Annotated in this window: 11 protein-coding genes; 3 read left to right on the forward strand and 8 right to left on the reverse strand. The window is 70.1% G+C overall.

Annotation, left to right across the window (positions count from 1 at the left end; all coding sequences use genetic code 11):
* Window positions 1–459, reverse strand: coding sequence for a PaaI family thioesterase (locus tag DVS28_RS09460; protein ID WP_164710269.1), 459 nt, complete (start codon window positions 457–459; stop codon window positions 1–3).
* 70 nt (window positions 460–529) lie between these two features.
* Between DVS28_RS09460 and glgA the strand changes: the two genes are divergently transcribed.
* Entirely contained in the window at window positions 530–1,690 is a 1,161-nt protein-coding gene (gene glgA / locus DVS28_RS09465; protein WP_114591222.1) for a glycogen synthase, read from the forward strand.
* Here glgA and DVS28_RS09470 read toward each other — a convergent pair.
* Both DVS28_RS09470 and DVS28_RS09475 read right to left on the reverse strand, forming a co-directional pair.
* Window positions 1,663–2,919, reverse strand: a complete 1,257-nt coding sequence (locus DVS28_RS09470) for a multidrug effflux MFS transporter (protein WP_114591223.1) — start codon at window positions 2,917–2,919, stop codon at window positions 1,663–1,665. The genes glgA and DVS28_RS09470 overlap by 28 nt on opposite strands.
* The gene (locus DVS28_RS09475; protein WP_164710271.1) at window positions 2,919–3,464 is read right to left on the reverse strand and encodes a MarR family winged helix-turn-helix transcriptional regulator; all 546 of its coding nucleotides are present in this window, start codon (window positions 3,462–3,464) and stop codon (window positions 2,919–2,921) included. Before DVS28_RS09475 ends, DVS28_RS09470 begins: the two co-directional genes overlap by 1 nt.
* A 134-nt stretch (window positions 3,465–3,598) precedes the next feature.
* Between DVS28_RS09475 and DVS28_RS09480 the strand changes: the two genes are divergently transcribed.
* Entirely contained in the window at window positions 3,599–4,459 is an 861-nt protein-coding gene (locus DVS28_RS09480) for a lytic transglycosylase (RefSeq protein ID WP_114591225.1), read from the forward strand.
* 8 nt (window positions 4,460–4,467) lie between these two features.
* Here DVS28_RS09480 and DVS28_RS09485 read toward each other — a convergent pair whose 3' ends face one another.
* Window positions 4,468–5,685 carry an EAL domain-containing response regulator gene (locus DVS28_RS09485; RefSeq protein WP_216826509.1) on the reverse strand — a complete coding sequence of 406 codons (1,218 nt, stop codon included), beginning with the start codon at window positions 5,683–5,685 and terminating at the stop codon, window positions 4,468–4,470.
* A 101-nt stretch (window positions 5,686–5,786) separates the two neighbouring features.
* Between DVS28_RS09485 and DVS28_RS09490 the strand changes: the two genes are divergently transcribed.
* Window positions 5,787–7,586: a sensor histidine kinase gene (locus tag DVS28_RS09490; protein WP_114591226.1), complete on the forward strand. Its 1,800-nt coding sequence runs from the start codon at window positions 5,787–5,789 to the stop codon at window positions 7,584–7,586.
* On the opposite strand, the gene DVS28_RS09495 is transcribed toward DVS28_RS09490, so the two are convergent.
* From DVS28_RS09495 to DVS28_RS09510, 4 genes are all read right to left on the reverse strand, one after another.
* Complete coding sequence (locus DVS28_RS09495) at window positions 7,576–8,805, reverse strand: EAL domain-containing response regulator (protein WP_164710273.1); 1,230 nt, start codon at window positions 8,803–8,805, stop codon at window positions 7,576–7,578. The genes DVS28_RS09490 and DVS28_RS09495 overlap by 11 nt on opposite strands.
* A 167-nt stretch (window positions 8,806–8,972) precedes the next feature.
* On the reverse strand, window positions 8,973–10,379 hold the full coding sequence (locus DVS28_RS09500) for a GH1 family beta-glucosidase (RefSeq protein ID WP_216826510.1): 1,407 nt from the start codon (window positions 10,377–10,379) through the stop codon (window positions 8,973–8,975).
* On the reverse strand, window positions 10,376–11,479 hold the full coding sequence (locus DVS28_RS09505) for a carbohydrate ABC transporter permease (RefSeq protein ID WP_216826511.1): 1,104 nt from the start codon (window positions 11,477–11,479) through the stop codon (window positions 10,376–10,378). The genes DVS28_RS09500 and DVS28_RS09505 overlap by 4 nt, the downstream gene beginning before the upstream one ends.
* Window positions 11,476–12,474 (reverse strand): carbohydrate ABC transporter permease, encoded by a 999-nt coding sequence (locus DVS28_RS09510; RefSeq protein WP_114591228.1) that lies wholly within the window; start codon window positions 12,472–12,474, stop codon window positions 11,476–11,478. The genes DVS28_RS09505 and DVS28_RS09510 overlap by 4 nt, the downstream gene beginning before the upstream one ends.
* Window position 12,475: the final 1 nt, after the last annotated feature.

A 12,475-nucleotide genomic window follows, 5' to 3' on the forward strand; every position in this document is an offset into this window, starting at 1 on the left:
TCAGCCGAGCAGGGCCTGGCTGTAGGCGACGGTGGCGATGGCGACAGGGCGGTCGGGATCCGGGCTGTCGACGTGCAGGTCGCAGGTCATCGTGATCTGGGTCCGGCCGAGCTTGCGCAGCCGGGTCTCCACGATCAGCGTCCCGATGGCCGGGCGACGCAGGAACTCCACCGACAGGTGGCTGGTCACCGCAAGGGCCGCATCGCCGAGGTGCCCGAGGACCAGCGCGAACGCGGCTTGGTCGACCGCCTCCATCAGCAGGGGACCGCGCATGGTCCCGCCGGGTCGTTCGTCGAGTTCGGTGGCGACCCGCTCGAACCGGCACCAGCCCGGTCGCAGGTCCTTCAGGCCCTCGGCGTAGGACCGTCCGGCTCGGGGCCACACCCGGGTGACGTAGTCGACGACCTCGTCGCGGGACAGGGCAAGGGACTGGGCGCTGGGGGCGGTTCGGTCGGCCATGGCGGCAGTGTCGCGCAGGACATGTCCCTCGCTCGAACATCCGCCTCGCGGGTGCCGTACGGTGACAGGGATGCGCGTCGCGATGCTGACAAGGGAATGGCCGCCGGACATCTACGGCGGGGCGGGTGTGCACGTCGATTTCCTCGCACGTGAGCTCGGGGCGCTCGTCGACGTGGACGTGCACTGCTTCGGTGAGCCGCGCGACGACGCCACGGCCCACACGCCGGCGGTCCAGCTGGCGGAGGCCAACGCGACCCTCCAGACCCTGTCGGTCGACCTCAGCATGGCGGCCGCGGTCGGCGAGGCCGAGCTCGTCCACAGCCACACCTGGTACGCCAACATGGGTGGCCACATCGCCAAGCTGCTGCACGACATCCCGCACGTCGTCACCGCCCACTCCCTCGAGCCCCGCCGCCCGTGGAAGGCCGAGCAGCTCGGCGGCGGCTACGCGGTGTCGTCGTGGGCGGAGCGGACCGCCTACGAGGCCGCCGACGCCGTCATCGCGGTCAGCGACGGCATGCGGACCGACATCCTCGACGCCTACCCGGCGCTGGACCCCGACCGTGTGCACGTCGTCCGCAACGGCATCGACACCCAGCTGTACCAGCCCGATCGCGACACCGACGTGCTCGCGCGGTTGGGCATCGACCCGGACCGCCCGTCGGTGATCTTCGTGGGTCGTATCACCCGACAGAAGGGCGTCCCGCACCTGCTGGCCGCAGCCCACCAGTTCCACCCCGACGCCCAGCTGATCCTCTGTGCAGGCGCTCCCGACACCGCGGAGCTCGGCGACCTCACCCGGTCCGAGGTCGAGGCGCTGAAGGCCGAACGCGACGGTGTCCACTGGATCCACGAGATGTTGCCGCGACCCGACATCGTGCAGCTGCTGACCCACGCCACCGTCTTCGTGTGCCCGTCGGTCTACGAGCCGCTCGGCATCGTCAACCTCGAGGCGATGGCCTGCGGCACGGCTGTCGTCGCGAGCGCCGTCGGTGGCATCCCCGAGGTCGTCGACGACGGCGAGACCGGCATCCTCGTGCCCTACGACGAGACGCGGCCCGGCACCTTCGAGCAGCGGATCGCCGACGGCGTCAACGAGCTGCTGACCGACCCCGACCGCGCGAAGGTGATGGGCGAGCTCGGACGACAGCGCGTCGTGGCGGACTTCGGTTGGGACACCGTGGCCGAGGCCACGGTGGAGGTCTACCGGACGGCGCTGGGCACCGGCTGAGCCGGCTGGGGCCGACGTCGGAGGAGGGTCAGCGTGCCACCCTCTGCCCAGGCGACGAGCCCCACGGCCACGACACCGCAGGTCAGCAGCGAGGCGGCGAACGGCACGACGGTCCCGTCGTACATGCGGTCGATCACGGCGCCCAGCAGCGCCCCGGCGGCGACCTGCACGGCACCGACGATGGAGGAGGCCATCCCGGCGACCGCACCCATCGGCGCCATGGCCATGGTGTTGAAGTTCGGGATGATCAGCGCGTGGCCGAACAGCACGACGGCCATGGTCAGCAGGAACGCCCACAGGGGAGGGGCCCCGCCGCCGAACATCGCGGTGGCCAGCAGCACGACGGCAGCCACGACGTAGGTCATCAGCGTCACGTGGCTCAGCCGCGCCGAGCCCACCTGCCGGACGATGCGGGCGTTCAGCAGCATGCCGAACCCCATGACGATCGCCAGGCCGCCGAAGATGACGGGGAAGCGCTCGCCGACGCCGAAGACGTCACCGAAGATCAGCTCGCTGCTGGCCAGGTAGGAGGTGAACCCGCCGTACATCGACGTCATGGCGAGCGTGTAGCCGACGGTCTGTCGGTTGGAGACGACCATCTTGGCCGCGCGTCCGAGGCGGCCCATGTTCAGGTCGCCCCGGTGCTCTGGGGCGAGGGTCTCCGACATGCGGGTCATCCACAGGGCCAGCAGCCCGGCGGCGATCGCGCAGGCCACGAACAGCCAGCGCCACGACGCGACGCTGATGCCGGCCGCACCGATGGTCGGGGCGAAGACCGGGACGAGCATGAAGACCGACATGACCAGCGACATGGCCCGCGACATCTCCTCGCCCTCGTAGCGGTCGCGGATGATGGCCACCGTGATGACACGGGGGCCTGCCGCCCCGAGGCCCCACAGGAAGCGGGCTCCGAGAAGGAGGGGGAGCGTGGGGGCCAGCGAGGTCGCAAGGGCACCGACGATGTAGACGCCGAAGCTGGCGTACAGGACGGGCTTGCGGCCCAGCGCATCGGAGATCGGCCCGTAGCCCGGCTGGCCGATGGCCAGCCCGAGGAAGTAGGCGGTGACCAGTCCGGCGACGGCGGTGGAGTCCACCGACAGGCCGAGGTCGGTACGGATGTCGCCGAAGGCCGGCAGCAGCAGGTCGATGCCCAGCGCGGCCATCGACATCGTCGCCGCCAGCAGGGCGGTGAACTCGAACTGGCCGAGGCGGCGTCGTGCGGCGGCCATCACGGTGCCACCGCCACGTCGGCAGGCGCGGTCGGGGCGTCGTCGGCGGTCACGGCAGCGGTGCGGTCGTCGGCCGGGCCCAGGCGCAGCAGGTCGGCTCGCTGCACGACGCTGCCCAGCAGATCGGCGAGGGTCTCCACCTGCTCGAGGGAGAGGTGGCCGAACAGTGGCGCGTGTGCAGCAGCGTGGACACGGCGGAGCTCGGCGAGCAGGACACGGCCCTCGGCGCTGATCGCCACCCGGTAGCGACGTCGGTCGGCGTCGTCGCGTTCGCGGTCGACCAGCCCGCGACGTTCGAGGTCGTCGACGAACCCCACCATATGGCTCTTGTCCAGGTCGAGGCGGTCGCACAGGTCGCGCTGGCAGAGGGCACCGAGGTCGTCCAGCGTCGCGAGCACACCGAAGTGGGCCGGGCGGACATCGTGTTCGGCGAAGGCGTCGGTCAGCAGGCGCAGCGCGGCCTTGGAGACCTGCGTGGCGAGGTAGGCGGGTCGACGCGCCAGCGAGGGCGGGCGGCCGACGGCGGGGTCGGCGGTTGGTGGCATGGGCAAATGGTAGCGATCTGCAACTATTTGTCCGAGTCCGGCGGTGTCCATACGGACGAACCCGCCCTGTCCAAACCTCAGTAGTTGACTTATCTTTACTCAGGCAACACTGGCAACACGATGGGCTGGACACGATGGGTGACGGACGCTGGAGCAACGAGGGGCGTGCACGAGGCGGTGCGGTGCTGGTCGCCGCCACCCTGCTGGTCGGCGTGTTCCCGGGTGTGGCGCACGCGCGGTTGGACTACCGCGTGCAGGGCGGCGACACCCTGTCGGCCATCGCTGCCCGGCACGGCGTCTCGGCGACCTCGCTGGTCGACGCCAACGGGCTGGACGATCCCGACCGCATCGTGGCCGGCACGGTCCTCGTCATCCCGGGCGGCGAGGGACCGGCCGGCGGCCACGTGGTGCAGCCAGGCGAGACCCTGTCGGCGATCGCGGCACGGTACGGGGTGTCGACCAGCGCGCTGGCCGAGGCCAACGGCATCACCAACCCCAACCTGATCCGAGCCGGTCAGCACCTGCGGGTCGCCGGCGGTTCCTCACCCGCCGCACAACCGGCCGCGTCCTCGTCGGGGGCCAGCAGCTCGACGTCGTCGTCCCGTGACGACGTCCGGCGCCTGATCACCCAGGAAGCACAGCGGCAGGGCTGGCGTCCGGCGGTCCCGCTGGGGCTGGCCATGCAGGAGTCGGGCTGGAACAACAGCGTCGTCTCCTCGGCCGGTGCGCGCGGCATCATGCAGGTCATGCCGGCGACGGGGGAGTGGGTGGGACGCTACCTGCTCGGGCGCAGCCTGGACCTGTCGGATCCTGCCGACAACGTCGCCGCAGGCATGGCCTACCTCGACCACCTGTACGACCGCTTCGACGGCGACATCGAGCTGACGCTGGCGGGCTATTTCGAGGGACCCGAGCGTGTGGTCCGCAACGGGGCCAGCGAGTCGGGGCAGCGCTACGCGGCCAACGTCCTCGCCCTCGCCGACCGTTATCGGTAGGTCAGGCGTCAGCCGGGCAGCGGGGCGGGCCGTCCCAGCCCGAAGCCCTGTACCCAGGGCACACCCAGCGCGCGCAGGGTGGACAGCTCGGCGTCGGTTTCCACGCCCTCGGCGATCAGCTCCGCCCCGATCTCGGAGGTGAACGCCACGAGCGCGGTCGCGAGGGCACGTCGAGCGGGGTCGTGGTCGATGCCGCGGATGAGGGCCATGTCCAGCTTCACGATGTCGGGGGCGAGGCCCAGCAGGCGCTGCAGCCCGGCATAGCCCGCGCCCGTGTCGTCCACGGCCAGGCGCACGCCCCGTTCGCGCAGGTGCGCCAGGTCCCGTTCCAGCTCGACCTCGTCGGCAACCCGTGTGTGCTCGGTGAGCTCCACGACCACACGGCTGCAGTCCACGCCCGACAGCAGCTCGGTGAACGCCGGCAGCCGTGCGACCTCGGGTGAGACGTTGACCGCCAGGAACCCCTCCAGTCGATCGATCTGCGCCAGGGCACGGGCGGCCGCCGCGAGCTCCAGCTGCGCGCCCCTCCCGACCGAGGTCGCTTCCCTGAACCAGATGTCCGGCGCGCGAGATGGCTCGATCGCGAGGCGCGCCAGGGCCTCCATGCCGACAACCGAACCGTCGGCGACGGCATGGATCGGCTGGAACACCATCGAGAGGGCGTCCCCGCGAAGGGCCCGATCCACGCGCGCGACCTTCTCGTTGTGGTGCGCCTGGGCAAGCCGGCTTTCGGCCTCGCGGGCCTCCAGCTCGGCGCGAAGCTCCTCCTGCCGAGACATGGCCTCGACGTGCAGGTGCCGGAGCCGCAGGAGGTTGCGCACCCGCAGCAGCGCCTCGATGCGGTCGAAGGGCTTGGTGAGGAAGTCGTTCGCACCGCCGTCGAGGGCGCGGTCGCGCGCGTCGGTGGTGGCATCGGCGGTCAGCACGAGGACCGGCAGGAAGTCGTGGGGGTCGGCCGCAGCACGCAGCTCCGACAGCACGTCCAGCCCGTCCAGGTGTGGCATGTGCAGGTCGAGCAACACCAGGTCGATGGCGTGGTCGTTGACCATCTGGAGCGTTCGCCGGGGATCGGTCAGGCCGAAGACCTGCGTCAACCCGACGGACTCGAACATCCGCTCGAGCACGAGCACGTTGGTCGGTTCGTCATCGACGACGAGCACCCGCGACGCCTGGATGGCGTCCTCCATCTGGGTCGACACCGCGGCGCGCAGTCCTGCCCTGGCCATGCGCTGCCTCCTGTGTCGATCCAGATTCCTCCCGAGCACGCAAAGTTTCGGAGAGTCCCGCCGATAATACTCTCTGTAGCCACCTATCGGAACGGAGCGCTGTGCAGGTCGACCTGGTCCTGGTCGTGGACATCGTGCTGGTGTCCGCGTTCGGACTGCTGGCGGTGCTGGCGATCCTCGGGTCGGCACGTCGGCGGCCGGCGGACCGGTGGGTGGCGCTGGCGTTCGGCGCGGTTGCCGTGTCGCTGGGGGCGTTCGTCCTCCCCGAGCACCTCGGATGGGACCTGCCCAGCGCGCTGTCCCGAAGCATGATCGTGCTGCTGCTGTCCTTCCCGTACCTGCTGCTGCGGTTCACCGGGAGCTTCACGCCCCTGCCCCGTCGCTGGGAGTCGCTGTCCGTGCTCGGGCTGGGGACGATCGTGCTGGTGACGGTGCCGCTTCCGGTGATCCCCGAGCCGGGCGCGGACCTGCCGTCCTGGATCATCGGCTACGTGGTCCTTGCGCTGGGGTACTGGATGGGCACGGCGGCCATGGTGGTGGGTCTGCTCTGGAGCGCCGGACGCGGGCAGCCCAGCGTGGCGCGAACCCGCACGCGCCTGATGGCCGTGGCCACCGCGGTGCTGACCGTGGCCCTGCTGCTGGCCGCCCCGTTGGGGGAGGACAGCGGACCGCTGTCGCTGCTCATCCGGTTCGTGGCCACCGTCAGCGCGGTCATGTTCGGGCTCGGGTTCAGCCCACCGCCGGCGGCGCGACTGCGCTGGCGTCGACCGGAGGAAGCGCAGCTGCGTGCCGGAACGCAGGCAGTGCTGCGCGCGGTCGATGTGGAGGAGGTCGCACAGGAGCTGCTCAGGCCGACCAGTCGCATGCTCAGCGCCCGCGGTGCGGCCCTCGTGGCCGCGGACGGCACCACGATCGCCACCCATGGGCAGGTCCCGGATGGGTCACAGGCGCTCGACGGCAGCACGCGTGCGGTGGTGCACCTGCCCGACGGACGCGGAGACCTGGTGCTGTGGACCAGCCCGTTCACGCCATGGTTCGGCCCCGAGGAGATCGGCCTGGCCGAGCAGATGGCGGCGGTGGCGTCGTTGGCCATCGAGCGCTGCGAGCTGCTTGCCGACGAGCGGGCCCGGATGGAGGCGATGACGCGCGCTCAGGCGGCGCTCGTGGCAGCGCAGGAGGAGGCGGTCCGTGCCAACGACGCGAAGACGGCCTTCCTTTCGCGCACGAGCCACGAGCTGCGCACACCGCTGAACGCGATCCTCGGGTTCGGGCAGGTCCTGGAGGACGCGCCCGAGCTGGCCGACCGCGACCGGGATGCGGCTGGGCGGATCGTCAGGGCAGGACGCCACCTGCTGCGGCTGATCGACGAGGTGCTGGACCTGTCGCGGATCGAGGCCGGCACCGTCGCGATGCGACCGGAGGCCGTCGACGCCGCAGAGGTGATGGCGGAGTCAGTCGAGCTGGTCCTGCCCTCGGCACGTGAACGCCGAGTGCGGGTGCGCACCGAGTCCGAGGGTGGCGCGACGGTCCGTGCCGACCGGCAGCGCCTGCGCCAGGTCCTCCTGAACCTGCTGGTCAACGCGGTGAAGTACACCGATTCGGACACCTCGGTCACCCTCGAGTGCACCCAGCCGAGCACGGACGTCGTCCGGTTCTCGGTCACCGACGACGGACCGGGCATTCCGCTGGACCTGCAGGAGCGGCTGTTCGAGCCGTTCGACCGCCTGGGTGCCGAGGGTGGCGCGGTGGAGGGAACCGGCCTCGGCCTCGTGGTTTCCCGAGAGCTCGTCCACGCCATGGACGGGCACATGGGGGTCCGGTCCGCGCCGGGACGGGGGTCGACCTTCTGGGTCGACCTGCCCGTTGCGGATCTGTCCGTGGAACAGGCTGTCAGCCCCTGAGGTGAGGGAGGGGGCCCGGCCGGCCGAGCCGGTAACCCTGTGCCCACGGGACCCCGAGCGAGCGCAGCGTCTCGAGCTCGGCATCCGTCTCGATTCCCTCGGCGATCAGGACGGCACCGATTTCGTCGGTGAACGCGACGAAGGCGGTCGCCAGCGCCCGCCGTGCCGGGTCGGTGTCGATGCCGCGGATGAGCGCGATGTCGAGCTTCACGATGTCCGGCGACAACCCCAGGATGCGCTGCAGACCCGCGTACCCGGCACCGGCGTCGTCCACCGCCAGACGCACACCCAGGGAACGGATGTCGTCCAGCTCGATCTGGAGGATGGACTCGTCGTGGACACGGGTGTGCTCGGTCAGCTCCACCACGATGCGGTTGCCGTCGACCTCTCGCAGCACCGAGGCGAACGCCGTGGTCCGGGCCACGCGCGGGGACACGTTGATGGACATGAAGCCCTCGCCCATGTGCTCGAGTTCCTGCAATGCGCCCCGGACGGCCGCGAGCTCGAGCTCGAGGCCGAGGCCGACGTCCTCGGCCTCGTCGAACCAGACATCCGGGGGGCGTCGAGGGTCGTGGGCGATCCGTGCCAGCGCCTCCACCCCGACGATCGTGCCCTCGTCCACGGTCATGATGGGCTGGAACACCATCCGCAGCCGGTTGTCGGCCAGGATGGTGTCGATCAGGGCGCGCCTGACACGACGGGCCTTCGATCGCCGTTTCGCGGCGGCCGCACGGGCGCTCAGCTCGGCCTGCAGCTCCTGGTTGCGTGCGGCGGTGACGACGTGCAACCGGCGGATCCGCAGGAGGTTCTGGATCCGGAGCAGGGCCTCGGCCATGTCGACGGGACGGGTCAGGAAGTCGTTCGCGCCGGCGTGCAACGCGGCGTCCCGGGCGGAGGACGTCGGGTCCGCGGTGAGCACGAGGACGGGAAGGAAGTCCTCTGGATCCTGGGCGCTGCGCACCATGTCGAGCACCTCGTACCCGTCCATGCCGGGCATGCTCAGGTCCAGCAGGACCAGGTCGATGGACCGCTCTCGGATGACCTCCATGGTCCGGGGAGCGTCCTGCAGCCCGTAGACCTCCGTCAGCCCGACCGTGGCCAGCATGTGCTCGAAGAGCACGACGTTGTCGGGTTCGTCGTCCACGACGAGCACCCGTGACCCGAGCAACGCAGCGTCGAGTGACAGCGGGACGGATCGATTGCTGGGTGACTGCGCCATGCCGGCATGCCTCTCGCCTCGATGGGCTCCCCCCCGTGGAAGCTGCGTGCGGATGTCTGCGACGTGCACCATACGACCGGTGCGACGGATAGTGAACCCTATTTCTGCGTATGTGACTGTGGGTGGCGGGGTTGGCTGACGGGTTTGACCGATCGTCCTCGCACCGGTCAGCCGGCCATCGCGCGATCGCGGTTGGCGTCGATGACCGCGGCGTACCAGCGCGCGCTGTCCTTGGGGGTGCGCTCGAGGCTGTCGAAGTCGACGCGGATCAGGCCGAACCGCATGCCGTAGCCGAGGGACCACTCGAAGTTGTCCAGCAACGACCACACGTGGTACCCGCGGACGTCCACGCCGTCGGCGATGGCGTCGACGACCACACCGATGTGGTCACGGAGGTAGGCGATCCGCTGGGCGTCGTGGATCCGTCCGTCCTCGCTGACCTCGTCGGGGAACGCCGCGCCGTTCTCGCTGATGACCAGCGGAAGGTCGGGATGTGCGGCCGCGACCCGACGCAGCATCCAGGCCAGCCCCTCGGGTTCGACGCCCCACCCCATGTCGGTCCGTGGCTCGGGAGGGTCCACGCAGACCGCGTCGTCTGCCCCCGGGAATCCGTCGGGGAAGGGGGCACCGTCACGCCGGACCACGTGGGTGATGTTGTAGTAGTTGATCGCCAGGTAGTCGATCGGCTGGTGCACCCGGGCGAGCTCGTCGGGGTCGACACGGTCCTCCAGCCCGAAACGCCGGTGGTGGGCAAGGACCTCGTCGGGATACCTGCCCTCCAGCACCGCGTCGAGGAACAGCTGGTTCTGGACCATGTCGACCGCCTTGGCTGCAGGGCCGGCGGGCCCCTCCTCGTCGTCCCACGCCGGGATCAGGTTGAGGGCGATCGTGACGGTGTCGTCGTCGTTGGGGGCGGTCTCGCGCAGGGTGGCAACGGCCCGGTGGTGGGCCAGCATCATGTGGTGGGCGGCGAGGTGGGCGGTGGCGGGATCGGCGATGCCGGGAGCGTGGATGCCCGAGGCGTGCCCGAGGAACGCCGCGCAGTACGGCTCGTTGAGGGTCAGCCAGTCGCTGGCCAGGTCACCGAGCGTGCGCTTGGCGGCGGCGGCGTAGGCGGCGAACCACTCCACCATCTCGGGGTTGGCCCACCCGCCCCGGTCCTGGAGGACCTGCGGGTGGTCCCAGTGGTACAGCGCCACCAACGGGGTGATACCGGCCTCGCGGAGGGTCTCGCACAGCCGACGGTAGAAGGCCGCACCCGCGGGGTTGACCTCGCCGACGCCGTCGGGCAGGAGCCTCGACCAGGCGATGGAGAACCGGTAGGTGTCGACGCCGAGGTCGGCCATCAGGGCCACGTCCTCGGCCATGCGGTGGTAGTGGTCGACGGTCACGTCGGCGTGCTGGCCCCCGACGACTCGGCCGGGGGTGTGGCTGAAGGTGTCCCACACCGATGGCGAGCGGCCGCCCTCGGCGACGGCGCCCTCGATCTGGTGGGAGGACGTGGCAACGCCCCAACGGAAGTCCGGCGGGAGCACCAGCCGATCCCGGTCGGACGGGGTGAACAGTTCGGTCACTTGTTGACTCCTGACAGGTCGATGCCCTTGAGGAAGACCCGCTGGGCGAAGAAGAAGATGGCGAGCGGGATGGCCAGGGCAAGCAGCGCACCGGCCTGGATGAGGTGTGGCGAGGTGTCGAACAGGCTGTTGAAGATCTGCAGGCCAACCGCGATCGGCTGCAGGTCGCGGCGGGTCGAGAGGTAGACCAGCGGTTCGAAGAAGTCGTTCCACGCGTAGAAGAAGTGGAAGATGCCGACGGCGACGAGGGCCGGGCGGGCCTGCGGCAGGATGACCGACCACAGGGTGCGCAGCGGGCTGGCCCCGTCGATGGCGGCGGCCTCGTCGAGGTCCTTGGGCAGCGTCAGGAAGTACTGGCGCAGCAGGAACACGTTGTAGGCGTTGCCGAAGAAGTGGGGGACGATCAGGGGCAGCCACGTGCCGACCCAGCCGATGCGGAAGAACAGCGCGTAGGTGGGGACCAGCGTGACGAACTTCGGCAGGATGATCGTGGCGATCAGCACCACGAAGATCGTCCGCTTGAACGGCATGTGGAACCGGGACAACCCGTAGGCCACCAGCGTCGAGGCGACAAGCGTGCCGACCATGCCGAGGACGGCGATGGCGACGGTGTTGCGCAACAGCACGAGGAAGTCCATCTCGTCCCAGGCCGCACTGTAGTTGTCCAGCTGCGGCGCGAACTCGTAGGCCGGTTGCAGCTGCCGCCAGTTCCCCTCCCACTCCACGGGTGGTCCGGCTGGGTCGGCGGGGTCGACGAACGTCGAGGTCTGCCGGCCGGGCTGCAGCAGGGCCAGGTCGGTCAGCGGACCGTCCGGACCCTCCAGCGGGACGGCGTAGATGTCCAGCGCGTCGCCGTCGACCTCGATGGTCGCCGGTTCGGCGGGCAGCAACGGCGCCCGGAAGTCCTGGATCATGTCCTCGCTCTTGAGCGAGGTCACCCCCATGTAGGCCAGCGGGGCGAGGTAGACGACGAGGATGCCGGTGGCGACCATCGTGACGAGGCCGCCGGCGAGCAGCTTCTTGGTGCCGGCATCGGTGTGGCGCAGCGGACGGCTCGGCTCGCGGAGCCGCCGTCGTGTCGGGGTGGTCGAGGCGCTCACGACTGGTCCCCGAACTCGTAGTGCACCCAGTACCGGGCGGACCAGAACAGCAGGCCCGTGACCACGAGCCCGACCAGGAACATCATCCAGGCGAGCGTGGCGGCGTAGCCCATGTTCTGGAGCCGGAACAGGGTCCGGTAGAAGTACATGGAGTAGAAGAACGTGGCGCCGCCGGGGTCGCCCGAGCCGTTCTTGAGGACGAACGGCACCAGGAAGTACTGGAACAGGCCGATCAGGGCGACAACCACGTTGTAGAAAAGCACCGGCGAGATCATCGGCACGGTGATGGTGCGGAACTGCTGCCAGCTCGAGGCCCCGTCGACCTGGGCTGCGTCGTAGAGGTCGGCCGGGACCGAGTTGATGCCGGCGATGAAGATGATCATCGCGTTGCCGATCCCCCACAGGGCGATCAGGGTGAGGGTCGGGTAGATCCACACCTCGGAGTTCAACCAGTTGGGGCCGGGGATGCCGACGGCGGACAGGGCTCGGTTGGCCCAGCCGGTCTGGGAGTTCAGCATCCCGTTGAAGACCAGGACCGCCGCCACGAAGGGGATGACGGACGGCATGTAGAACAGCGTGCGGAAGATCGACCGGCCCCACAGCTGCTTGGCGGTCAGCAGCCATGCGAAGCCGAGCGGGACGAGGATGGTCAGCGGCAACGACAGCAGCCCGAACTTGACGGTGACCAGGGCGGAGTCGATGACCTCGCGGTCACGGATCAACCGGGCCCAGTTGTCCCCGCCGACGAAGGCAATGGGGTCGGGTGAGGTCAGGCTGAAGTCGGTGAAGGAGAACCACAACGACGCGGCCATCGGGGCGGCGTAGAACAGCACGAAGCCGACGATCCAGGGCATGGCGAACCACAGGCCGATGCGGCCGCGGCGCCGGTGCAACCGGTCCTCGCTGGACGGCCTGCCGCCGGGGGAGGGGGTTGGCGGCGGTGCGGCCGACACGAGGTCAGCCGCACCGCCGCGGGTCGGGAGGGTGGTGGACACC

Origin of the sequence: Euzebya pacifica (genome assembly GCF_003344865.1) — a bacterium.
GTDB lineage: Bacteria > Actinomycetota > Nitriliruptoria > Euzebyales > Euzebyaceae > Euzebya > Euzebya pacifica.

What these genes read in the sequence shown, in the direction of transcription:
- DVS28_RS09460 (WP_164710269.1), bottom strand. Translation starts at nt 459, where the DNA reads ATGGCCGACCGAACCGCCCCCAGCGCCCAGTCCCTTGCCCTGTCCCGC.
- glgA (WP_114591222.1), top strand. Translation starts at nt 530, where the DNA reads ATGCGCGTCGCGATGCTGACAAGGGAATGGCCGCCGGACATCTACGGC.
- DVS28_RS09470 (WP_114591223.1), bottom strand. Translation starts at nt 2,919, where the DNA reads ATGGCCGCCGCACGACGCCGCCTCGGCCAGTTCGAGTTCACCGCCCTG.
- DVS28_RS09475 (WP_164710271.1), bottom strand. Translation starts at nt 3,464, where the DNA reads ATGCCACCAACCGCCGACCCCGCCGTCGGCCGCCCGCCCTCGCTGGCG.
- DVS28_RS09480 (WP_114591225.1), top strand. Translation starts at nt 3,599, where the DNA reads ATGGGTGACGGACGCTGGAGCAACGAGGGGCGTGCACGAGGCGGTGCG.
- DVS28_RS09485 (WP_216826509.1), bottom strand. Translation starts at nt 5,685, where the DNA reads ATGGCCAGGGCAGGACTGCGCGCCGCGGTGTCGACCCAGATGGAGGAC.
- DVS28_RS09495 (WP_164710273.1), bottom strand. Translation starts at nt 8,805, where the DNA reads ATGGCGCAGTCACCCAGCAATCGATCCGTCCCGCTGTCACTCGACGCT.